At 70.8% G+C, this 20842-nt stretch carries 21 protein-coding genes; 12 read left to right on the forward strand and 9 right to left on the reverse strand.

From position 1 onward, the window contains the following. Nucleotides 1-38: 38 nt before the first annotated feature. The 3 genes from ACWDRW_RS29605 to ACWDRW_RS29615 all read right to left on the reverse strand — a co-directional run bounded on the left by ACWDRW_RS29605 (nucleotide 39) and on the right by ACWDRW_RS29615 (nucleotide 3280). Complete coding sequence (locus ACWDRW_RS29605; protein ID WP_451728028.1) at nucleotides 39-947, reverse strand: carbohydrate ABC transporter permease; 909 nt, start codon at nucleotides 945-947, stop codon at nucleotides 39-41. 5 nt (nucleotides 948-952) lie between these two features. Further along, nucleotides 953-1837: a carbohydrate ABC transporter permease gene (locus ACWDRW_RS29610; RefSeq protein WP_451728031.1), complete on the reverse strand. Its 885-nt coding sequence runs from the start codon at nucleotides 1835-1837 to the stop codon at nucleotides 953-955. Between the two features lie 126 nt (nucleotides 1838-1963). Beyond that, entirely contained in the window at nucleotides 1964-3280 is a 1317-nt protein-coding gene (locus ACWDRW_RS29615; RefSeq protein ID WP_451728034.1) for an ABC transporter substrate-binding protein, read from the reverse strand. Nucleotides 3281-3512: 232 nt separating this feature from the next. Here ACWDRW_RS29615 and ACWDRW_RS29620 point away from each other — a divergent pair, with 232 nt between their 5' ends. Together ACWDRW_RS29620 and ACWDRW_RS29625 are read left to right on the forward strand one after the other, a co-directional pair. Beyond that, nucleotides 3513-4583, forward strand: a complete 1071-nt coding sequence (locus tag ACWDRW_RS29620; protein ID WP_451728036.1) for a LacI family DNA-binding transcriptional regulator — start codon at nucleotides 3513-3515, stop codon at nucleotides 4581-4583. A gap of 15 nt (nucleotides 4584-4598) precedes the next feature. Beyond that, complete coding sequence (locus ACWDRW_RS29625; RefSeq protein WP_451728039.1) at nucleotides 4599-5705, forward strand: LacI family DNA-binding transcriptional regulator; 1107 nt, start codon at nucleotides 4599-4601, stop codon at nucleotides 5703-5705. 56 nt (nucleotides 5706-5761) lie between these two features. Here the strand turns inward: ACWDRW_RS29625 and ACWDRW_RS29630 are convergent, their stop codons facing one another. The 6 genes from ACWDRW_RS29630 to ACWDRW_RS29655 form a co-directional block, all read right to left on the reverse strand. Then, the gene (locus tag ACWDRW_RS29630; RefSeq protein WP_451728041.1) at nucleotides 5762-6442 is read right to left on the reverse strand and encodes an MBL fold metallo-hydrolase; all 681 of its coding nucleotides are present in this window, start codon (nucleotides 6440-6442) and stop codon (nucleotides 5762-5764) included. After that, complete coding sequence (locus ACWDRW_RS29635; RefSeq protein ID WP_451728043.1) at nucleotides 6442-7527, reverse strand: S-(hydroxymethyl)mycothiol dehydrogenase; 1086 nt, start codon at nucleotides 7525-7527, stop codon at nucleotides 6442-6444. Before ACWDRW_RS29635 ends, ACWDRW_RS29630 begins: the two co-directional genes overlap by 1 nt. Before the next feature lie 44 nt (nucleotides 7528-7571). Next, a complete protein-coding gene (locus tag ACWDRW_RS29640; protein WP_451728045.1) occupies nucleotides 7572-8792 on the reverse strand; it encodes a cytochrome P450 in 1221 nt (406 codons plus the stop codon). 175 nt (nucleotides 8793-8967) lie between these two features. Beyond that, a complete protein-coding gene (locus tag ACWDRW_RS29645) occupies nucleotides 8968-9951 on the reverse strand; it encodes a PDR/VanB family oxidoreductase (protein WP_451728047.1) in 984 nt (327 codons plus the stop codon). A gap of 111 nt (nucleotides 9952-10062) precedes the next feature. Continuing rightward, on the reverse strand, nucleotides 10063-10833 hold the full coding sequence (locus ACWDRW_RS29650; RefSeq protein WP_451728049.1) for an IclR family transcriptional regulator: 771 nt from the start codon (nucleotides 10831-10833) through the stop codon (nucleotides 10063-10065). Between the two features lie 4 nt (nucleotides 10834-10837). Then, nucleotides 10838-11755 carry a LysR family transcriptional regulator gene (locus tag ACWDRW_RS29655; protein WP_451728052.1) on the reverse strand — a complete coding sequence of 306 codons (918 nt, stop codon included), beginning with the start codon at nucleotides 11753-11755 and terminating at the stop codon, nucleotides 10838-10840. 134 nt (nucleotides 11756-11889) lie between these two features. Here ACWDRW_RS29655 and ACWDRW_RS29660 point away from each other — a divergent pair, with 134 nt between their 5' ends. The 10 genes from ACWDRW_RS29660 (at nucleotide 11890) to ACWDRW_RS29705 (ending at nucleotide 20769) form a co-directional block, all read left to right on the forward strand. Then, nucleotides 11890-12891, forward strand: a complete 1002-nt coding sequence (locus tag ACWDRW_RS29660) for a fumarylacetoacetate hydrolase family protein (protein ID WP_451728055.1) — start codon at nucleotides 11890-11892, stop codon at nucleotides 12889-12891. Continuing rightward, nucleotides 12888-13844: a cyclase family protein gene (locus ACWDRW_RS29665; protein WP_451728058.1), complete on the forward strand. Its 957-nt coding sequence runs from the start codon at nucleotides 12888-12890 to the stop codon at nucleotides 13842-13844. Before ACWDRW_RS29660 ends, ACWDRW_RS29665 begins: the two co-directional genes overlap by 4 nt. Nucleotides 13845-13868: 24 nt before the next feature. Next, nucleotides 13869-14999, forward strand: a complete 1131-nt coding sequence (locus tag ACWDRW_RS29670) for an FAD-dependent oxidoreductase (protein WP_451728061.1) — start codon at nucleotides 13869-13871, stop codon at nucleotides 14997-14999. Then, nucleotides 14996-15997 carry an amidohydrolase family protein gene (locus tag ACWDRW_RS29675; protein ID WP_451728064.1) on the forward strand — a complete coding sequence of 334 codons (1002 nt, stop codon included), beginning with the start codon at nucleotides 14996-14998 and terminating at the stop codon, nucleotides 15995-15997. Before ACWDRW_RS29670 ends, ACWDRW_RS29675 begins: the two co-directional genes overlap by 4 nt. Nucleotides 15998-16001: 4 nt before the next feature. Next, complete coding sequence (locus ACWDRW_RS29680; RefSeq protein ID WP_451728067.1) at nucleotides 16002-16934, forward strand: VOC family protein; 933 nt, start codon at nucleotides 16002-16004, stop codon at nucleotides 16932-16934. Between the two features lie 98 nt (nucleotides 16935-17032). Beyond that, nucleotides 17033-18004 (forward strand): fumarylacetoacetate hydrolase family protein, encoded by a 972-nt coding sequence (locus ACWDRW_RS29685; protein ID WP_451728070.1) that lies wholly within the window; start codon nucleotides 17033-17035, stop codon nucleotides 18002-18004. Beyond that, on the forward strand, nucleotides 18001-18753 hold the full coding sequence (locus tag ACWDRW_RS29690; RefSeq protein WP_451728073.1) for an SDR family NAD(P)-dependent oxidoreductase: 753 nt from the start codon (nucleotides 18001-18003) through the stop codon (nucleotides 18751-18753). The genes ACWDRW_RS29685 and ACWDRW_RS29690 overlap by 4 nt, the downstream gene beginning before the upstream one ends. Beyond that, nucleotides 18750-19391, forward strand: coding sequence for an SDR family NAD(P)-dependent oxidoreductase (locus ACWDRW_RS29695; RefSeq protein WP_451728075.1), 642 nt, complete (start codon nucleotides 18750-18752; stop codon nucleotides 19389-19391). Before ACWDRW_RS29690 ends, ACWDRW_RS29695 begins: the two co-directional genes overlap by 4 nt. Continuing rightward, a complete protein-coding gene (locus ACWDRW_RS29700; protein WP_451728078.1) occupies nucleotides 19388-20143 on the forward strand; it encodes a CoA transferase subunit A in 756 nt (251 codons plus the stop codon). Before ACWDRW_RS29695 ends, ACWDRW_RS29700 begins: the two co-directional genes overlap by 4 nt. Then, nucleotides 20143-20769: a CoA transferase subunit B gene (locus ACWDRW_RS29705; protein ID WP_451728081.1), complete on the forward strand. Its 627-nt coding sequence runs from the start codon at nucleotides 20143-20145 to the stop codon at nucleotides 20767-20769. The genes ACWDRW_RS29700 and ACWDRW_RS29705 overlap by 1 nt, the downstream gene beginning before the upstream one ends. Nucleotides 20770-20842: the final 73 nt, after the last annotated feature.

Genomic DNA, 20842 nt, shown 5'->3' on the forward strand with positions numbered 1-20842 from the left:
CAAGCGCGGGAGGGGTCGAATGAGGCGGCGGGCCTGAGTCAGCCCTTGACCGCTCCCGAGGTGAGGCCCTTCATGACCTTCTGGTTGAGGAACAGGTAGATCAGCAGGGTGCCGAAGACGTTGATGCAGATGGCGGCGAACAGCGGGCCGTACTGGGTGGCGCCGAAGTCGCCGGTGAAGTTGAGCAGGCCGACTTGGATGGTGCGCAGGTCCTGGTCGTTGGTGAAGGTCAGCGCGATCAGCAGGTCGTTCCAGATGAAGAAGAACTGCACCAGCCCGACGGTGAGCAGGGCGTTGCGGACGAGGGGGACGCTGATGGTCCAGAAGGCGCGCAGGATGCCGGCGCCGTCGATGGTGGCCGCCTCGAACAGTTCCCGGGGGACGGTGCGGTAGTAGGTGGCCATCATGAAGACGGTCAGGGGCAGGCCGGTGCCGGTGTAGGTGAGGATCAGTGGCCACAGGGTGCCGGACAGTCCGGTCTGGAAGTACACCGTGAACAGCGGCAGCAGGATCATCTGGGGCGGCACCATCATGCCCGCGAGGAAGACCAGCAGGGTGAGGCTGCGGCCCTTCCACACCATGATCTGCAGGGCGAAGCCCGCAGCGGTGCCCAGCAGCAGCATCAGGGCCAGGGCGGGGATCACGGCCAGCAGGCTGTTCTGCACGTACAGGCCGATGTGACCGGTGGTCCACGCCTCGGTGTAGTTGCCCCATTCCCAGGTGGTGGGCAGGCTCCAGGTGGAGTTGTTGAGGTAGTCGTCGTTGGACTTCAGCGAGGTCAGCAGCATCCACAGCAGTGGGTAGATCTCGACGACCAGGAGCAGGCCGACGACGGTTTTCACCCACAGCCGGCTGCCTCGGCGGGGACGCCGAATGCGGCTGTCGCGCGCGGCCGGCTCGCGGCCGGGGCGGTTCGCGGAGGTCTTGGCAAGGGTGTTGATGGCCATGGCTGTCAGCCCTCCGTGAGGTCGCGCCGCGACACGCGGTAGACGACCAGGCTCACCAGCAGGCACACCACGGTCAGCAGCAGCGCGATGGTGCTGCCGTAGCCGTAGTCGCTGTAGGTGAACGATGTCTGGAACATGTACAGGGTCAGCGGGGTGGTGCCGTTGCCGGGTCCGCCGTTGGTGAGGGCCACGATCGAGTCGAAGACCTTCAGGGTGCCGTTGATGCTGAAGATCAGCGATGACATGAGCACCGGCAGGGACAGCGGCAGCACGATGTGGCGGATCAGCCTCAGGCCGGTGGCACCGTCCAGGCGGGCGGACTCCAGGACCTCGTCGGGGATGTCGACGAGACCGGCGAAGAGCAGGACCGCGTAGAAGCCCATGGAGCGCCAGATGTCCATGACGATCAGTACCCAGAAGGCGCTGCCGGCGCTGCCGAAGAAGTCGACCGAGTCCAGCCCCACGGCGTTCAGCAGCGAGTTGACGGGTCCGGTCTGCGGGGCGACCTGGAAGAGCTTCTGAAAGAGCAGCCCGACCGCGACCGTGGGCAGGACCACGGGGAAGAACACCAGCGTGCGGATCAGCGCCGAGGCCCGCTTGAGGAAGAACACGTACAGCAGGGCCAGCAGGTAGCCGGCGACGACCTGCCCGGCGGTGACGATCACGGCGTATTTCAGGGTGAACCACAGGGCGTCCCGGACGGCCGGGTCGTCCAGCAGCCGGGAGAAGTTGGCGACGCCGTTGCCGGTGAAGCCGTCGATGGTGTTGCCCTGGGTGAAGGAGTACCCGAGCGACCACACCATCGGGACCAGCATGATCAGTGAGTAGACGAGGAGGGCGGGACCGAGCAGGAGCACGACGGCCCTGCGGTCACCGAGTACGCGGTGCATGGATGGGGTCCACTTCGTTTGCGTTGAACAGACCTGCCGGGTCAGATGCCTCCGGCTGTCTCTGCCCGGGGGACCGGGGGCGGCGCACGCGGAGCGCGGGGCGGGCCGGTGGCCGCCCCCGGACGGTCACTGGGCGGCCAGCGCGTCCTGGACCGTCTGCATGAACTCCTGCGGGCTCATGCTGCCGCCGGCCAGGCTCGCGGCGTTGGTCTGGCTGACGGTGGTGGCCTTGGTGCTGAACAGGGCCTCGAACCACAGCACGTTGCGCTCGGAGGCGCTGATGGTGTCGCGGACCTGGGTGGTGACCGCGTTGGCGTCCTTCACCTCGGCGTTGGCCTTGAAGCCGGAGATCGAACCGTGGTCCTTCAGTGCGGTGGCGCCGTAGTTCCGCGCGATGCAGGAGACCCAGTCCCCCGTCTTGGCGTCGAAGGTCTTGGCGCCCAGGGTGATACCCAGGCCGACGTTGGAGGGGTACTGGTCGATCGAGCCCTTGCCGCCGGTCACGGCCGGCAACGGCATGAAGCCGACGTTCTCGGCACCCACCTTGTTCTGCTTCGCGTCGGCGATGTTCGCCAGCGCCCAGCTGCCCATGTAGAACATGGCGGCCTTGCCGGTCAGGAACTGGTTCATCGCGGTGTCGTAGTCGATGGAGCCGACGCCCTTGCCGAAGTAGCCCTTCTTGCCGAGCTCGGCGACTTCCGCGGCGGCCTTGACGTACTCGGGGTCGGTCAGCTTGGCGGTGCCGTCGGCCACCTTCTGCAGCGCGTCCGGGCCGAGGCTGCGGTAGAGGAAGCCGCTGATCAGGCGGGTTATGGGCCACCCCTGCTGGCCGGATGCGGAGAACGGCTGGACGCCCTTGGCCTCCAGCTTCGCGGCCGCGGACTCCAGTTCCTGCCAGGTGCCCGGGACCTTCAGGCCGTGCTTTTCGAAGAGCTGCTTGTTGTAGAAGATCCCTTCGATGTTGTACTCGTACGGCAGCACACGCAGTTCGCCGCCGTACAGCGCCTTGACGGTGGAGACGGCGGCCGGCTCCAGCTGGTCCAGGACGCCCAGGTCCTTCAGCTTGGCCTCCAGGTCGGCGACCTTGCCCGACTTGGCCAGCTGCTGGGTGAGCGCGGGGGCGTTGCCCGCCGCGAACTGCACCGGCAGCGCGTTCTGTCCGGCCAGCAGCTGCAGCTTCTGGTCCAGGCTCGCCTGCGGGACGGTCTCCACCTTCAGCGGCAGGGCGCTGTTCGCCGTCTTGCACGCCCCCTTCGACAGCGTCGTCAGCGCGGTCTTGACGGTGGTGTTCTCGGTGACGCTGAGGTAGCTGAACTCCTCCGGTGCGGCCGAAGCGGCGCCACCGCTGCCCCCACAGGCGGTGGCAAGGAGGGCGAGGGAGGCGGTGGCGGCGGTGAGCAGGCCCAGTCGCGTACGGCGGGCGGGTGGCATGGGGAAGGACACGGAAGACTCCCAGGATTCTGGCGGGATGACATGCGGCGGGGAAACGGCGCCCTGGCGAGCGGCAGGGTCGGCGCCCGAGAGAGAGTTTGTAGAACGTTCTCTACGTCGAATGGGCAACACCCTGCATCCCCCTGCGGTCGCCGTCAAGACACAGCGGCGTAACGGAGCAGTGATGGAGTGGACGACTTGACGACACCCCGGGGTAAGCGTGTAGACCGTTACACCCAGACCCATGAGAACCGGAGCGTGGATGATGGAGCGGGCCGAGGAGCCTCGACGCAGCAAACGCCTGACCATCACGGATGTCGCCCGGCACGCCGGGGTGTCCGTCGCCGCCGTCTCCAAGGTGCTGCGCAACGCCTACGGCGTCAGCCCGGCCATGCGGGAGAAGGTCCAGGCAGCGATCGCCGAGCTGGGCTACCGCCCGCACGCCGCGGCACGGGGCATGCGCGGCCGGACGTACACGATCGGTGTGCTGCTGGACAACGTCCGCAACGCGTTCTTCGCGGACATCCTTGACGGCATCCGCGACGAACTCCGTCACAGCGAGTACACCGTGCTCATCGGTGCGGCCGGCTTCGATCCGGAGGAACAGGCCAAGACCGTACGCGCCCTGGTGGACCGTCAGATGGACGGGCTCATCCTCATCGCACCGGGCACCGCGCGCGACGAGGTGCTGGCCACTGCGGCGTCGACGCCCACCGTCGTCATCGGCCACCACGACGCCGACGACACCCACGACTCGGTCGTGGACGCCGACGACGTCGGCGCCGGACTGGTCGTGGACCACCTGGTGGAACTCGGCCACCGCCACATCGCTCTGGTCTCCGCCCAAGGGACCAAGGCCAACCGCTGGAAACGCCCGCCCGAGACCGTGCTGACCGAGGGCTACCTCGCCGCGATGCAGCGCCACGGCCTCGCCGACCACGCCCTTGTCCACCAGGCCGCCTACTCCGACGAGGGTGGCTTCAAAGCCGGTATGACCTTGCTGACCGCCGAACACCGGCCGACGGCCGTCATGACCGGCGCCGACGTCGCCGCCCTGGGCATCTATCGCGCCGCCCATGAACTGGGCCTGCGCATCCCGGACGACCTGTCCCTCGTCGGCTACAACAACACCGCCCTCGCCGCGCTCGCCCCCGTTCAGCTGACCAGCGTCGACCAGGCCGGGCACACCATGGGCTCCTCCGCCGCCCGGATGCTCGTCGAGCGGGTGGAGGGCCGACGGAACAGGGCCATGCGGACCACGATGACGCCGCGTCTCGTCGTGCGGGGCAGCACCGCCACGCCGCGGGGCCGCTAGGCCATGGAGCGACCGATGCCCGGTGCTTCCGCCGCCCGTCGCACACGCGACGGCCTCGACGCCCCGTCCGGTCCCGACCACGGCCGACCCCGGCTCCCTCGGATCGGCGTCAAGGACGTGGCGCGCGAGGCCGGGGTGTCTCTCGGCACCGTCTCCAACGTGCTCAACCGCCCGGAGATCGTGGCCGAGACCACCCGGTCGCGAGTGCTCGCGGTGATCGAATCCTTGGGTTATGTGCGCGCCGAGGGCGCCCGCCCCTTGCGCGGCTGGACCTCCCGCGTCCTCGCCGTCCTGGTCCACGACCTCGCCAACCCCTTCTTCGCCGCGCTGGCCTGCGGCGTCGAGCAGGCCGCCGGGGAGGCCGACTTGGGCGTCATGGTCTGCACCGGCACCCGTGAACCCGCCCAGGCGGCTCGGCACTTGTCCCTGATCACCTCCCACCAGGTCCGCGGCGCCGTCCTCACCTCCGACCAGGGCGCGGGACGCACCGCGGCAGCCTTCCGCCGCAACGCCGTCCCCTACGTCATGGCCGACCAGAACGCCCCGCAGCCCGGCACCTGCTCCGTCGGGATCGACGACATGGCGGGAGGCCACGCGGCCGTCCGCCACCTCGTCGAGCGCGGACACCGCTCCCTCGTCTACGTCAGCGGCCCCGACCGTCTCCAACAGATCCGGGACCGCCGCGCGGGAGCCCTCGCCGCCCTGACCGAGGCGGGCATCGCGGCGACAGCGCTGCGGGAGTTGCCCTGCCCCGCCCTCACCGTGCACGCCGGCCGGGACGCCGGGCACCGCATCCTCGGCCTGCCCGACCGCCCGACCGCCGTGTTCTGCGCCAACGACCTGCTGGCCCTGGGCGTATTGCAGGCGCTGTACGAGGCCGGCCTGCGCGTGCCGGACGACATCGCGGTCATCGGCTACGACGACATCGACTTCGCGGCGTCCGCCGTCGTGCCCTTGACCTCGGTGCGGCGGCCGGCCGTCGCGATGGGCCGGCACGCCGGCCGCCTGCTCATCGAGGACACGGCACCGCGCAGCAGCGCCCACGAGCACGTACACGTACTGCTCCGGCCCGAACTGGTCGTACGCCGGTCCACCATGGCGGCGCCCGCGCCCCGCCCCTGAGGTCCCTGCCGGTGGGACGGACACCGGCAGGGAGCCGAGGTGCTGGGCTTCCCGGCTCAGTGCCCCCGTGCGATCCATGCCTCGAGGTGCGGCGCCTCGGCGCCGATGGTGGTGTCCGGGCCGTGCCCGGTGCGGACCACGGTGGTGGGCGGCAGCACCAGCAGGCGGTCGCGGATCGAGCGGATGATGGTGGGGAAGTGCGAGTAGGACCGTCCGGTCGCTCCTGGGCCGCCCGCGAACAGGGTGTCGCCGGTGAAGAGGGTCCCGACATTGGCATCCGAATCGCTGTCGGATTCGGTGTCGGAATCGGTGTCGGAATCGGAGAGGTGAAGGCAGATGGCTCCTGGGGTGTGACCGGGCGTGTGGAGGACGCGCAGATGCGTGCCGGCGACGTCGATGCGCTGATGGTCGGAGAGGTACCCGTCGGGGGCGCGGTCTGGATGGGTGTGCTTCCACAGCAGCCGGTCGTCCAGGTGGAGCAGGATGGGCGCGCCGGTGGCCGCGGCGAGCGCCGGGGCGGCGTTGACGTGGTCGTTGTGGGCGTGGGTGCACACGATTGCGGCCAGCCGCCGGTCCCCGACCGCCCCGGCGATGGCGTCGGCGTCGTGTGCGGCGTCGATGACGACCGCTTCGTGGTCGTCGCCGACGATCCAGACGTTGTTGTCCACCTCCCAGCTACCGCCGTCCAGCGTGAACACGCCCGAGGTGACGAGCCGTTCGACGCGCGGGCCGGCCATCAGAGGATCACCACCGAACGCAGAACATCGCCCTTGTGCACGCGGGCGAATGCGCCCTCCACCTCGTCCAGGGCGATGGTCTCGCTGACGAAGGCGTCCAGGTCCAGGCGACCCTGGAGGTACAGGTCGATGAGCAGGGGGAAGTCCCTGGAAGGCAGGCAGTCGCCGTACCAGGAGGACTTCAGCGCCCCACCGCGGCCGAAGACGTCCAGCAGCGGCAGCTCCAGCCGCATCTGCGGGGTGGGAACGCCGACCAGGACGACGGTGCCCGCCAGATCGCGGGCGTAGAACGCCTGCCGGTAGGTCTCGGGGCGGCCGACGGCCTCGATCACGATGTCGGCGCCGAAACCACCGGTGAGCTCACGGACGGCTTCGACCGGATCCGTGGTGCGGGAGTTGACCGTATGCGTCGCGCCCAGGGTCTTGGCGGTGGTCAGTTTGCGGTCGTCGATGTCGACGGCGATGACCTTCGCCGCGCCCGCCAGCCTCGCGCCGATCACGGCCGCGCCGCCCACCCCGCCGCAGCCGATGACGGCCACGGTGTCGCCTCGGCCGACTCCCCCAGTGTTGATCGCCGCACCGATACCCGCCATCACCCCGCAGCCCAGCAGCCCCGCGGCGGCGGGAGACGCGGCCGGGTCGACCTTGGTGCACTGGCCGGCGGCGACGAGCGTCTTCTCGGCGAAGGCGCCGATCCCAAGGGCCGGGGAGAGCTCGGTGCCGTCGGTGAGCGTCATCTTCTGCCGCGCGTTGTGGGTGTCGAAGCAGTACTGCGGGCGCCCACGGCGGCAGGCCCGGCAGCGGCCGCACACGGCACGCCAGTTCAGGACGACGAAGTCACCCGGCGCCACCTCGGTCACGCCGTCGCCGACCTGCTCGACCACACCCGCCGCCTCGTGTCCGAGGAGGAAGGGGAAGTCGTCGTTGATGCCGCCCTCGCGGTAGTGCAGGTCGGTGTGGCAGACGCCGCACGCCTGCACGGTCACCACCGCCTCACCCGGGCCGGGGGCGGGCACGACGATCGTCTCGACGCGTACCGGTTCGCCCTTGGCGCGGGCGACAACGCCGCGTACGTACTGGGGCATGGAGTCAGGTCCTTTCGGTGCAGGGAAGGTTCGGGTTCCGGTGGTCAGCTCGCCGTCCGGATGCGCACCGGAAGCGAGGCCCAGGAGCGCAGGGTGTTGTTGAGGTGTCGCCTCGGCTCGCCGACGAGTTCGAGGTGTCCGACGCGGCGGGCGAGGGCGGTGAGCAGGGCCTCGGCCTCCAGGCGGGCGACGTGCTGGCCGACGCACTGGTGGATGCCCATGCCGAAACCGACATGTCCCGAGGGGTCGCGGGCGAGGTCGAAGCGGTCGGGGTCCGGCCAGCGCCCCGGGTCCCGGTTGGCGGCACCGAGGAACATGAGGATCTTGCCGCCCTCGGGGATGCGGGTACCGGCGATGTCGACGTCGGTCGTGGCGGTGCGGAAGAACGTCTGCACCGGTGACTGCCAGCGCACCGCCTCGTCGAACGCCACCCGCGCCAACTCCGGGCGGGCGCGCAGCCGCTGCCACTCCTGCGGGTGTGTGGCGAAGGCGTACAGCGCGGCGGCCAGTCCGTGCACGGTGGTGTCGACGCCCGCGGTGAGCAGCGAGCGCACCACCAGGGGCGCCTGGGCGTGGGTGAGGTCGCCGCGGTCGGCGGCGGCCCAGATCCGGGCACCAAAGCCGTCCTTGCCCAGTGCCTCGCGGGCGCATTGGGCGTTCACCCATGCCGACAGCTCACCGACGCGGTGCGCGTCGGCCTGGACCAGGGCGTTGCGCGGTCCGAAGGCGTTGAAGGCCATGTTGCCGTAGGGCAGCAGGTTCTCCCGCCCGTGCGGGCCGAGACCGACGGCGTCGGGAAAGACCCGCAAGGGGAATGCCTTCGCCAGGGACTCGAAGGCGTCGAACTCCCTTCCCTGCTCGGCCAGTACCGACTCCACGAGTTCCTCCGCGACGGTCTGCCACTGTTCGCGCAGTCGGCGCAGCGCGAGAGGGGCGAGGATCTCGCGCAGCACCCGGCGCGGCGCGTCGTGGTGGGGCGGGTCGGCCTCCAGCAGCAGGCTGGGTGGGCGCCACGGCTTGTCGTGGCGGAAGTTGGCCAGTCCGACGCCGGCGCCGGACTGGAAGGTCTGCCAGTCGACGAGGGCGGCGTGCACCTCGGGGTAGCGGGCCAGGGCGTGCACGTCGCCGTAGCAGGACAGGCGGACGACGGGGCCGGCCGCGCGCAACTGACGATGCAGTGGCTCGGGGTGTGCCAGGTGCTCGGGGGCGAAGGGGTCCGCGTCGCTGATCGGTGTTGACGCGGGTACGGCTGCTTTCTCGGTCATGGCGGCTCCATGAAAGGCGGCTCGGGACAGGAAGGCTTGAGGCACAGGGCACAGGGCACAGGGCACAGGGCACAGGGCACACAGGCTGGGGCACCGTGGGGTTCAGCGGAAGGAAACCCCGACGAGTCACGACGCTGCCGCGGTCTCGCGGCACACGTGTGCCGGTCGCGGACGTTCAGAGATCCAGAATCAGGCGGTCGGAGTGGGAGCGGGACACGCACGGCAGCATGCAGTCGCCTGCCGCGCGCTCATGTTCGGCCAGAACCGTGTCCCGGTGGTCGGGCGTTCCCTCCAGCACCGGGACGAGGCAGGTGCCGCAGGTTCCCTGCTCGCAGGAGGACAGCACCTCGGCGCCGGCCCGGCGCACGGCGTGCAGCACGGAGACGTCCGGGGGGACGGTCACCATTGCGCCGGTGCGCCGCAGTTCCACCTCGAACGGGATCTGACGGACGGGCTGGGACCGGTCGGCGGCGCTGAACCGTTCGGTACGCAGGCTGTGGTCGGGCCACGGCGCGCAGGCCTGCTGCACGGCGGCCAGGAGCGGGGCGGGTCCGCAGCAGTAGACCTTGGTTCCGGGGAGCGGCTCGCCGAGCCACGCTGCCAGGTCCAGCAGGCCGTACTCGTCCTGGGGATGGATGTGCACACGGTCGCCGTACGTGTGCGTGAGGTCCGAGCGGAATGCCATGGAGGCGCGGGTACGGCCTCCGTAGAGCAACTGCCAGTCGGAGCCCACCAGTTCGGCCTGCTGGATCATCGGCAGCAACGGGGTGATTCCGATGCCGCCCGCGATGAACAGGTAGCGGTCGGCCGGTGCGAGCGGAAAGTGGTTGTGCGTCCCGCCGACGCCCACCCGATCACCGGGCATCAGCCGGTCGTGCACGTACACCGATCCCCCGCGCCCGGCGGGCTCGCGCAGGACGGCGACGCGGTACGTGTACGGGTCCCACCGGTCGCCGCACAAGGAGTACTGGCGGGTGGTCCCGTTCGGTAGGACGAGATCGAGGTGTGCCCCCGGCGTCCAGGCCGGCAGCCGTGCGCCGTCGGGGTGGTCGAGGGTGAGGGACACGACGCCGTCCGCGACGATCTCCTTGGCACGGACCCGCAAGGAGAGGGCCGGGGTGGAACGGACAGTCGCAGGCAGCAGGTTGTGTGCGACCACGTTGTCGCCTCCCGTCTGTGGAATGCAGGCAGAATGCGCGCGGCCGCCGCCACGGAGCGACGGCATTCTCACTCAGTGAGAGAGGAACTTCGCGCCGCTGCCATACCCCCGTCACATACCGGCCCCTCCCGGCCCGGTGGGCGCGCCGAGCGCACGGGACACGCCTCGCGCGGCCGTGCGTACGACGGGGACGACCGCCTGCGCGCCCGCGTCGTTGGGGACGATGACCGACAGCGCAGCCACCACCTGGCCGCCCGCGCCCCGCACCGGGGCGGCCACGCCGAGCGCTTCCTCGTGCACGTAGCCGGGGCAGAGGGCGTACCCCTGCTGCCGGACGTCGGCCAAGCAGGCGCGCAGCCGGGCGGGCGTGGCCGGGGTCGCCGGCGTGTAGGGCGTGAGCGGGGCGGTGAGCAGCCGTTCTTTGAGGTCCGCCGGGGAGTGGGCGAGGAGCACCAGACCGCTGGAGGAGGCATACAGGGGCAGCCGCCCGGCGATCCGGGTGTAATTGATCACCGCGTTCGGCGCTGACAGGCGCTCGAGGAACAGCACCTCGTCGCCGTCGAGGACGCCCAGCTGCACATGGTGGCCCACCACGTCGTGCACGCCCTCCATGAACGGCATCGCGGCGTCGCGCAGGGACAGCGCGGGCGAGGCCCGTACGGCGAGCTCCCACAACCGGACGCCGATGCGCACCCGGCGATCGACGTCCCGGGCCAGGAAGCCGTGGGCGACCAGCTCGGCCACGAGCCGCGAGGCCGTGGCCACGTGCAGTCCCGTGCGGCGCGCGATCTCGGAGACGGTCAGCGCCGGCTCCTCCTGGCTGAACGCCTCCAGGATGCGGGCGGCACGGGAGAGGACCGACTCCTGGTGAGGTGCCTTCATCGGGTCACTCCTCGCCCGCGCGGGGCAGTCGGGCCCCGACCCGCGCCGCGGTCTCGCGCAGCCAGATGTGGGCCGCGTCATGCGTGTGCACCGGGTGCCACCACAGCGCTTCCCGCAGCGGCACCGCCTCGTACGGCGGCTCCAGCACCCGCACCTCGGCGATGGGCGTCAGCATCCGTGCCAGCCGCGCCTGGATCAGGGCGATACGCCGGGTACCGGCGATCATTAGGGGCAGGAGCTGGAAGCCGTCGACGGAGACCTCCACGCGCGGTTCGATGCCGAGCATGCCCAGTTGCCGCACCGCGGGGGCGTCGTAGGTGCGCTGGTAGGTCACCCATGGCAGCTGGGCCAGGTCGCGCCGGGTGAGCTGGTCCTCGATGCCGGGGTGGTCGCGCGACACGATGAACACCCAGCGGTCGTCGTAGAGGTCGGTGGAGGGGAAGCCGCTGATCACGCCGTGCGGCATGAGCAGGCCGTCGGTGGCGCTCAGCAGGGTCGCGGTGTCGTCGACGACGGTGGGCGGGGTCTGGGTGAAGCGGAGCCGGATGCCGGGGGCCTCCTCGTGCACCACGCGGGCGAGTTCGGTGCCGAACACGGCGACGGCGTAGTCGGAGGCCACCAGCCTGAACTCGCGGGTCTCTTTGGCCGGGTCGAAGTCGGCCTGGCTGGAGAAGAGGCGTTCCAGGACGTCGTAGGCGGTGGAGGTGCGGTCCAGGAGCACCTGGCCGAGTGCGGTCAGCTCGTAGTGGCCGCCGACGCGGGCGAGCAGGTCGTCGTCGAAGTGGCGGCGCAGCCGGGCGAGGGCCGCGCTCATCGCGGGCTGGCTCAGCCCGACCCGCTGTCCGGCCCGGGTGACGTTCCGTTCCTCCAGCAGGGCGCGCAGGGCGACGACGAGATTGAGATCGAGGCGGGCCAGGTTCACGGATCGGTCCCTTGGAGTGAGGGCGGGTATCGACTCGGTCGACTATCAACACGGTGGATGCCGATCATCCACAGAATCGATTTCCCTGATTGCGGGCGGCGGGTCCAGATTAGTCCCACCGCAATCAGGAGGACATGTCCGTGAAACCCGAACCCGCGTCCGCGCTCTTCGCCGGACCGTTCGCCCTCGCCACCCTCTCGACCCCGGACGGGCCGCAGTTCCCCGCTCTCGTCACCCCGGACGGCCAGGCTCTGGACCTGCGGGACGCCTTCGGCGACGACCGGCTGACCATGCGGGACGTGCTGGACGCCTGGGAGAGCGCCCTGCCACGGCTGCGCGCCCTGGCGACCGACCCCGACCCGGCCCGCACCGCCGTAGCGGAGCTGCGCGTACACGCGCCGGTGGCACCGCGCCAGGTGTTCCAGTCGGGCGCCAACTACCGCCAGCACGTCATCGACCTGCACGTCGCCCACCGCGCCCCCGAGGACGACCGGCCGGAGAGCGAACGGCGCGCGGAGGCCGCCGCGATCATGGACCGGCGGGCCGCCGAGGACCTGCCGTATGTCTTCATCGGCCTGCCCACCGCCATCACCGGCCCGTACGACGACGTCGTCCTGCCCTCCTGGGCGCAGCAGCCGGACTGGGAACTGGAGTTGGCGGTCGTGATCGGCAAGCCGGCCTACCAGGTGCCGGTGCAGGACGCGCCGCGGTACATCGCCGGATACACCATCGCCAACGACCTGACCGACCGGACCACCGTGTTCCGCCGGGACATGCCGCAGATCGGCACCGACTGGCTGCGCAGCAAGAACGCCCCCGGCTTCACCCCGCTCGGCCCGTGGATCGTGCCGGCCGAGTCGATCGCCGACCCGGACGACCTGCGCGTGACGCTGCAGCTCAACGGCGAGACCATGCAGGACGAGTCCACCCAGGACATGATCTTCAAGGTCGCGCGGATGGTGTCGTACGCCTCGCAGACCGCGCGCCTGCTCCCCGGTGACCTGGTGCTGACCGGCAGCCCGGCCGGCAACGGCATGCACTGGGGACGGCTGCTGCGGGACGGCGACATCATGGAGGGCACGGTCACGGGACTCGGAGTCCAGCGCACCCGGTGTGTCGCGGAGGGCGCCGCGTGAACCGCCACGACCCCGAGGGCGCGATCGCCGAGGCCGCCACGGCGTACCGCAACTGGGGACGCTGGGGCGAGGACGACCGGCTCGGCACCCTCAACTTCCTCGACGAGGGCAAGCGCCGTGCGGGCGCCGCCCTGGTGCGACGGGGCGTCAGCTTCTCGCTGTCGCAGGCGTTCGACATGAACGGCCCGCAGAAGGGTTGGCGGCGGCGCACCAACCCGGTGCACACCATGCTGGACACCGGCACCGACGCCGCCCTGGGCATCCAGGGTTTCCCGCACGGGATCGGCGGCGCCGACGACGTGATCGCCATGCCGCTGCAGTGCTCCACCCAGTGGGACGGGCTCGGCCACATCTTCGACCACGGCAAGGCGTGGAACGGGCGGGCCGCCGAGAAGGTCGTCACCTCCGACGGCGACGCCGTCACCGGCATCGAGCACATGGCACCCCACGTCGCGGGCCGGGGCGTCCTGCTGGACGTCGGCCGGGTGCTCCGCGCAGACGGGGAGCTGCCGGACGGTTTCGCGATCACCGAGGAGCACCTGACGGAGACGGCCCGCGCGCACGGGGTCGCCGTGGGCCGGGGCGACATCGTGCTGGTCCGCACCGGGCAGCTGGCCCGCGCACGCCGCGAGGGCTGGGGCGACTACGCCGGGGGCCCCGCGCCGGGGCTGTCGTTCACCACGGCCGGCTGGCTGCACTCGACCGAGATCGCCGCGATCGCCACGGACACCTGGGGCTTCGAAGTCCGCCCCAACGAGTTCGACCACGCCTTCCAGCCGCTGCACCAGGTCGCCATCCCGAACATCGGGCTGCTGATCGGCGAGATGTGGGACCTGGAGGCGCTGGCCGAGGACTGCGTGGCGGACGGCGTGTACGAGTTCTGGCTCGCCGCCGCGCCTTTGCCGATCACCGGCGCGGTCGGCTCCCCCGTCAACCCGATCGCCGTCAAGTAGCACACGGAACAAGGGAGTTCCCTCATGAACACTGCCCGCACGGTCCTGGTGATCGGTGGTGGTGCCGCCGGCAACGCCGCGACGGTGTTTCTGCGCCGCGCCGGTTTCGCGGTGGACCTGATCGAGGCCAAGGAGGACTGGAACGCCACCGCCGGCTCCGGCATCACCCTGCAGGGCAACGCCCTGCGTGTCCTGCGCGAACTCGGCGTCTGGGACCAGGTGAAGGCGTCCGGCTTCGGTTTCGGCTCGGTCGGTATCACCGCGCCCGACGGCACCGTCCTGCACGTCGCCCGGGATCTGCGCACCGGCGGTGACGATCTGCCCGCCACCGTCGGCATGCAGCGTCCACGCCTCCAGCAGATCCTCATAGACGCCGTACGGGCCAGCGGCGCCTCCGTGCGGCTCGGCACCACCGCCGAGGTCGTCGACCAGGACGCGGACGGTGTGTCGATACGGTTCTCCGACGGCAGCGAGGCCCGTTACGACCTGGTCATCGCCGCCGACGGCCTCGGATCCGCCACCCGGGCCGCGATCGGTATCACCGACAAGCCGGAACCGACGGGCATGGCCATCTGGCGCATCGCCGCCCCGCGCCCCGCCGGCGTGGTGCGCACCGATCTCGCCTACGGCGGCCCCGCCTACATCGCCGGCTACTGCCCCACCGGCGACGCCACCTTGTACGCCTACGTCGTCGAGGCCAACCGCGACCGGGCCTCGATCCCGCCCGCCTCGTACGCCGACGAGATGCGCCGTCTGGCCTCCGCCTACGGGGGCTTCTGGCCGGAGATCACCGAGCACATCACCGACCCGGCACAGGTCAACTACACCTGGTTCGACCGCATGCTGGTGGAAGGCTCCTGGCACCGCGGCCGGGTCGTGCTGATCGGCGACGCCGCGCACTGCTGTCCGCCCACGCTCGCCCAGGGCGCGGCACTGTCGCTGGAGGACGCGTGGGTGCTCACCGAGCTGCTCACCTCCGGACAGGGCTGGGACGACGCGCTCTTCCAGGCCTACTACGAGCGGCGCGTGGCCCGCGTCCGTCCGGTCGTGGAGGCGTCCGTGCAGATCGGGCAGTGGCAGCTCGACGGCGTGCGGGACGCGGACGTCCCCGGCCTCATGGGCCGCACGATGACGATGCTGCGGGAGCTGCCGTGAGCGCCTCCCCCACCGTCGACGTCCACGCCCACGTGCTGCTGCCCGAGGTCGACGCCCTGGCGGTCGGCCATCCAGGGCTGGCAGCGGCGAAGGAGCTGGACGCCCGGCGCAACGGTCCCGCGGCCCTCGCCGTGAGCGGGCCCATGGTGCGCGAGCGCGTCCCGAAGATGACCGACCCCGCCGTCCGCCTGGCCGCGATGGACGCCCAGGGCGTCGACGTCCAACTGGTCAGTCCCTCCCCGTCGCACTACCACTACTGGGCCGACGAACAGACGGCCGAGAAGCTGTACCGGCTCGCCAACGAGGCCACGGCGGCCCACTGTTCCGCCGCACCCGACCGGCTGCGCGGGCTCGGCCTGGTGCCGTTGCAGCACCCCCGCCAGGCGGTGCGGGCGCTGGAACACGCCCTGGACCAGGGCCTGCTGGGCGTCGAGATCTCCAGCCACGCACCCGGGCGGGAACTGTCCGAACCGGACTACGAACCCTTCTGGACCAGGGCCGAGGACACCGGCGCGATCGTCTTCCTGCACCCCTTCGGCTGCACCCTCGACGAGCGACTGGACCAGTGGTACCTGTCCAATACCGTCGGCCAGCCGGTGGAGAACGCCGTCGCCCTCTCGCATCTGATCTTCTCCGGCGTGCTGGACCGGCATCCGGGCCTGAAGCTGATCGCCGCGCACGGCGGCGGCTATCTGCCCACCCACATCGGCCGCTCGGACCACGCCTGGACCGCCCGCTCCGACGCGGGAGCCGACTGCGCCCACCTGCCCAGCAGTTACCTCAAGCGGATCTACTTCGACTCCCTCGTGCACGACCCGCACGTGTTGCGCGAGCTGATCCGGGTCGCGGGCCCGGACCGGGTGCTGCTCGGCTCCGACTTCCCCTTCGACATGGGCACCGAGAACCCCGTCGCCGCCCTGCGCGCGGCCGCCCTGCCCGACTCCGTCCTCCACGCCGTACGCGGCGGCAACGCCTCCGCCCTCCTCCTCCAGGAGTGATCCCATGCGCCTGCTCACCCACCTGCGCCACGTCGACCTCGCCGTGCCCGACTACGACAAGCAGCTCGACTTCTACGCTGGGGTCTGGGGCCTGACCAAGGTCTCCGAGGACTCGGGCATCTCCTTCCTCGCCGCCGAGGGCTCGCCCGAGCAGTACGTCGTACGCCTGCGCAAGGCCGAGGAGAAGCGCCTCGACCTCGTTTCCTACGGCGCCGCCTCGGCCGCCGACGTGGACACGCTCGCCGAGCAACTCAGCTCATCGGGGGTGCAGTTGATCACCCAGCCGGGCCGGGTCGACACCCCCGGCGGCGGCTACGGCTTCCGCTTCTTCGACGTCGACGGACGCACCATCGAGGTCTTGGCCGAGGTCGAGGTACGCCGGCACCGCAAGATCGAGGAGAAGGAGTCCATCCCGGTCAAGCTCAGCCACGTGGTCCTCAACTCCCCCGACCTCAACCGCACCCGCGAGTGGTACGAGCGCCACCTCGGCTTCCGCCTCTCCGACACCCTCAGCTCACCGCACATGGGCGAGGTCATGCACTTCATGCGCATCTCCAACCAGCACCACTCCATGGCACTGGCCAAGGGCCCGCACACCTCCCTGCACCACATCTCCTTCGAGATGCGCGGCATCGACGAGTACATGCGCGGCTCCGGCCGGGTCATCCGCGCCGGGTACCAGAAGATCTGGGGACCGGGCCGCCACATGGCGGGCGACAACACCTTCACCTACTTCCTCGACCCGCACGGCAACACGGTCGAGTACACAACGGAGTTGGAGTGCCTGGACGAGGACACCTGGCACCCGCACGTCTACGACTTCTCCCAGCCCGAGGTCACCGACCAGTGGGGCACCGCCAACCCCATGAACGAACTCGTTGCCAAGGAGTCCTTCAACGACCCCGACCGCGGCGTCTTCATCGCCCCTCCGGTCTGATCACCCGCCCTCCACTCCCCGGGGGCGCGGCCGGCCCTGTCACCTGCCCTGACTGAATCCCGCCGCGTCCTCGGCCCCCACCCTGCCGGAGCCGCACCATGCGATTCGCCGCCTACGAACACCGCCACCGCCACCGCGTGGCCGTCGTGGAGGACGACGGCACCCTCCTGCCCCTGCCCGGCGTCACCTCGCTCACCACGCTCTTGTCGGAGTCCGAGGGGCTGCCCGGCCTGCTCGCCGCGGGAGCGGCGGCACTCGACGTGCCGCCCGGCCCGCATGTGTCACAGGTCCGGCTGCTGCCCCCGCTCCAGCCCACCTCCGTCCGGGACTTCGTCACCTTCGAGGAGCACGTCGAGGGCGTACGACGCTCGGTGGACGGCGCCACCGGCGTGCCCGAGCAGTGGTATGCGGCGCCGACCTTCTACTTCACCAACCCGCACGCCGTATACGGCCCGCACGACGACATCCCCGTCCCACCGGGCTCCGCGGTCCTGGACTTCGAACTGGAAGTCGGCGCCGTCATCGGCCGGGAAGGACGTGATCTCACCCCCGAGCAGGCCCGGGACCACATCGTCGGCTACACCGTCTTCAACGACTGGTCGGCCAGGGACCTCCAGAGCGCCGAGATGAGAGTCGGCCTCGGCCCCTGCAAGGGCAAGGACACGGCCACCACCCTCGGCCCGTACCTGGTCACCGCCGACGAACTGGAGACCTACCGGGACGCCGACGGCCTCCTGCGCCTGGCGCTCACCGCGGAAATCAACGGCGAGGTCGTCGGCCGGGACCTGCTGTCCAACATGAGCTGGACCTTCGAGGAGATGGTCGCCTACGCCTCGCGCGGTACCCGGGTGGTGGCCGGCGACGTCCTGGGCTCCGGCACCTGCGGCCACGGCGGCTGCCTCGCCGAACTGTGGGGTCTGCGCGGCGAGCGGACACCGCCGCCGCTGCAGCCCGGCGACACCGTCACCCTCACCGTGGAAGGCATCGGCAGCGTGTCCAACACCGTTGTGCCCGGCGCCGATCCGGTGCCGCTGCCCGCCGGCCGGCGCCGGTCCCGGGAGCGACCGTGAGCGCCCTCCACCCCAAAAGGCTGCTGGGCAAGGTCGTCGTGGTCACCGGCGCGGCCCGAGGCCAGGGCGCCGCCGAGGCGGAGGCGCTGACCCGGGAGGGCGCACGCGTGATCGCCACCGACGCACGGCCCCACGGCGACTGCCGCCGCCTCGACGTGACCAGCGAACAGGACTGGACCGAACTCGCCGCCGAGCTGGAGGAGTCGTACGGACGGATACACGGCCTGGTCAACAACGCGGGCATCACCTGGCGCGCCCGTCTCGGCGAGGTGCGGGCGGGGGACTTCGACCGCGTGCACTCGGTCAACGTCACCGGACCGCTCCTGGGCATCCAGCACCTCGCCCCGCTCATGCCGCCCGGCTCCTCGATCGTCAACGTCGGCTCCTCCGCGGCCCTGACCGCTCACTACCCGGTGGCGTACACCGCCAGCAAATGGGGCCTGCGCGGACTCTCCCGGACGGCCGCTCTGGAACTCGGACCACGCGGCATCCGCGTCAACACGATCCACCCCGGCTACATCGAGACCGAGATGACGGCCTCCGCCGCCCCCGCGTTCCGCGAGGCCAACATCCGCGAAACACCCCTGGGACGCACCGGAAGCGTCGCCGAGGTCGCCCCGCTGGTGGTGTTCCTGCTGTCGGACGAGTCGTCGTTCATCACCGGCGCCGACATCCCGGTCGACGGCGGCATGACCGCGCACGGCGGCGTGAAGTCCGTCTCCGACGCGCTGCGCGAGGGTTCCTCGTGAAGTGGCTGGAGGGCAAGGTCGCGCTCATCGCCGGCACGGCACGCGGCCACGGCCTGGCCATGGCACGGCGGTTCGCGGCGGAGGGCGCGCTCGTGGTCGGCGGGGACCTGCCGCACGAGGGGGCCGTCGAGACGCAGCGACTGATCGCCCGAGAGGGCGGCACGGCGCTCACGCCCGGTCCGCTGGACGTCACCGACGAGGCGTCGGTGCGCTCTTGGGTGACGGAGGCCGTCGACGCCTTCGGGGGCATCGACATCGTCTGCTGGGCAGACACCGATGGCCGGCCGCACGAGGACTCCGGTTCCCCCATTCCCGACGGACTGGACGCAGTGTGGCTGACCGTCCGGGCGGCCTGGCCGCATCTGGTCGCCGGCCGGGGTTGCTGGCTCACTGTCGGCCCACCAACCAGTCAACTGATCGCGCTGACCCGACAACTGGCGTCCGAGGGCGCGCCGTACGGCGTCCGCGCCAACAGCGTCTCCCCAGCCGGTACATCCGACGGCCTGATGAGCACGGCCGTCTTCCTCGCCTCCGACGAGGCGTCGGACGTCACCGGCGCCCATGTCGTCGCTGACAGCGGCTGGTCGACGCCACGGCCCCTCCACCACCCCCACCTGGAAGGACGCATCCCCACGTGAACAAGGTCCGCAGCAGCGCCGCCGAGGCTGTCGCCGACGTCCCTGACGGTGCGTCACTCGCCGTGGGTGGCTTCGGTCTCAGCGGCGTACCGGAAGTCCTCGTCCGTGCCCTGTACGAGCAGGGCGCGCAGAGGCTCGAGGTCGTCTCCAACAACTGTGGCGTGGACGGTCGCGGCCTGGGCGTCCTGCTCGCCGCCGGCCGGATCGCCCGCGTCACCGGCTCCTACGTGGGCGAGAACAAGGAGTTCGCCCGCCAGTACCTGGCCGGGGAACTCGAGGTGGAACTCGTCCCGCAGGGCACCCTCGCCGAACGGCTGCGTGCGGGCGGCGCAGGCATCCCCGCCTTCTACACGCCCGCCGGGGTCGGCACGCAGGTGGCAAACGGCGGCCTGCCCTGGCGGTACGCGACGGACGGCTCGGTCGCACTCGCCTCGCCGCCCAAGGAGATCCGCGATTTCCACGGCCGCACCCACGTCCTGGAGCACGGCATCACCACCGACTTCGCCCTCGTACGGGCCTGGCGCGGCGACCGGCACGGCAACCTCTGCTTCCGCAGGGCCGCCGCCAACTTCAATCCCCTGGCCGCCATGGCGGGCAAGGTGACCATCGCCGAGGTCGAGGAACTGGTCGAGCCGGGCGAACTGGGCCCTGACGCCATCCACCTGCCCGGCATCTACGTCCAGCGGATCGTGGCCCTCAGCCCCGACGAGGCCGCCGACAAGCAGATCGAGAAGAGGACGGTACGTTCCTGATGGCCTGGACACGCGACCAGATGGCCGCCCGCGCCGCCGCCGAACTCACCAGCGGCTCCTACGTCAATCTCGGCATCGGCCTGCCCACCCTGATCCCGAGCCATCTGCCGCCGGGTGTCCAGGTGGTGCTGCACTCCGAGAACGGCATCCTCGGCACCGGCCCGTATCCCACCGAGGACGAGGTCGACCCCGACCTGATCAACGCGGGCAAGGAAACGGTCACCGTCCTGCCCGGGGCGGCCTTCTTCGACTCAGCCCTGTCCTTCGGCATGATCCGCGGCGGGCACATCGACACCACCGTCCTGGGCGCCATGCAGGTGTCCGAGCGGGGTGACCTGGCGAACTGGATGATTCCCGGGAAGACGGTCAAGGGCATGGGCGGCGCGATGGACCTGGTGCACGGCGCCCGACGCGTCATCGTGCTCATGGAGCACACCGCCAAGGACGGGTCGTCGAAGATCCTCAAGGACTGCACCCTGCCCCTGACTGGCGAGCGCTGTGTGCACCGGATCATCACCGACATGGGCGTCCTCGACGTCACCGACGACGGCCTCGCCCTGGTGGAGACCGCTCCCGGCGTCACCGTGGAGGACATCACGGCCCATACGGACGCACCGGTGCGCTGAGCTGCACGAAAAGTCGAGAGGGCGCCCGCTGATAAAATGGGGGCACGCTTCGACATCGCCGTTCCGGGGCGCC

The organism is Streptomyces sp. NPDC003635, from assembly GCF_053587635.1.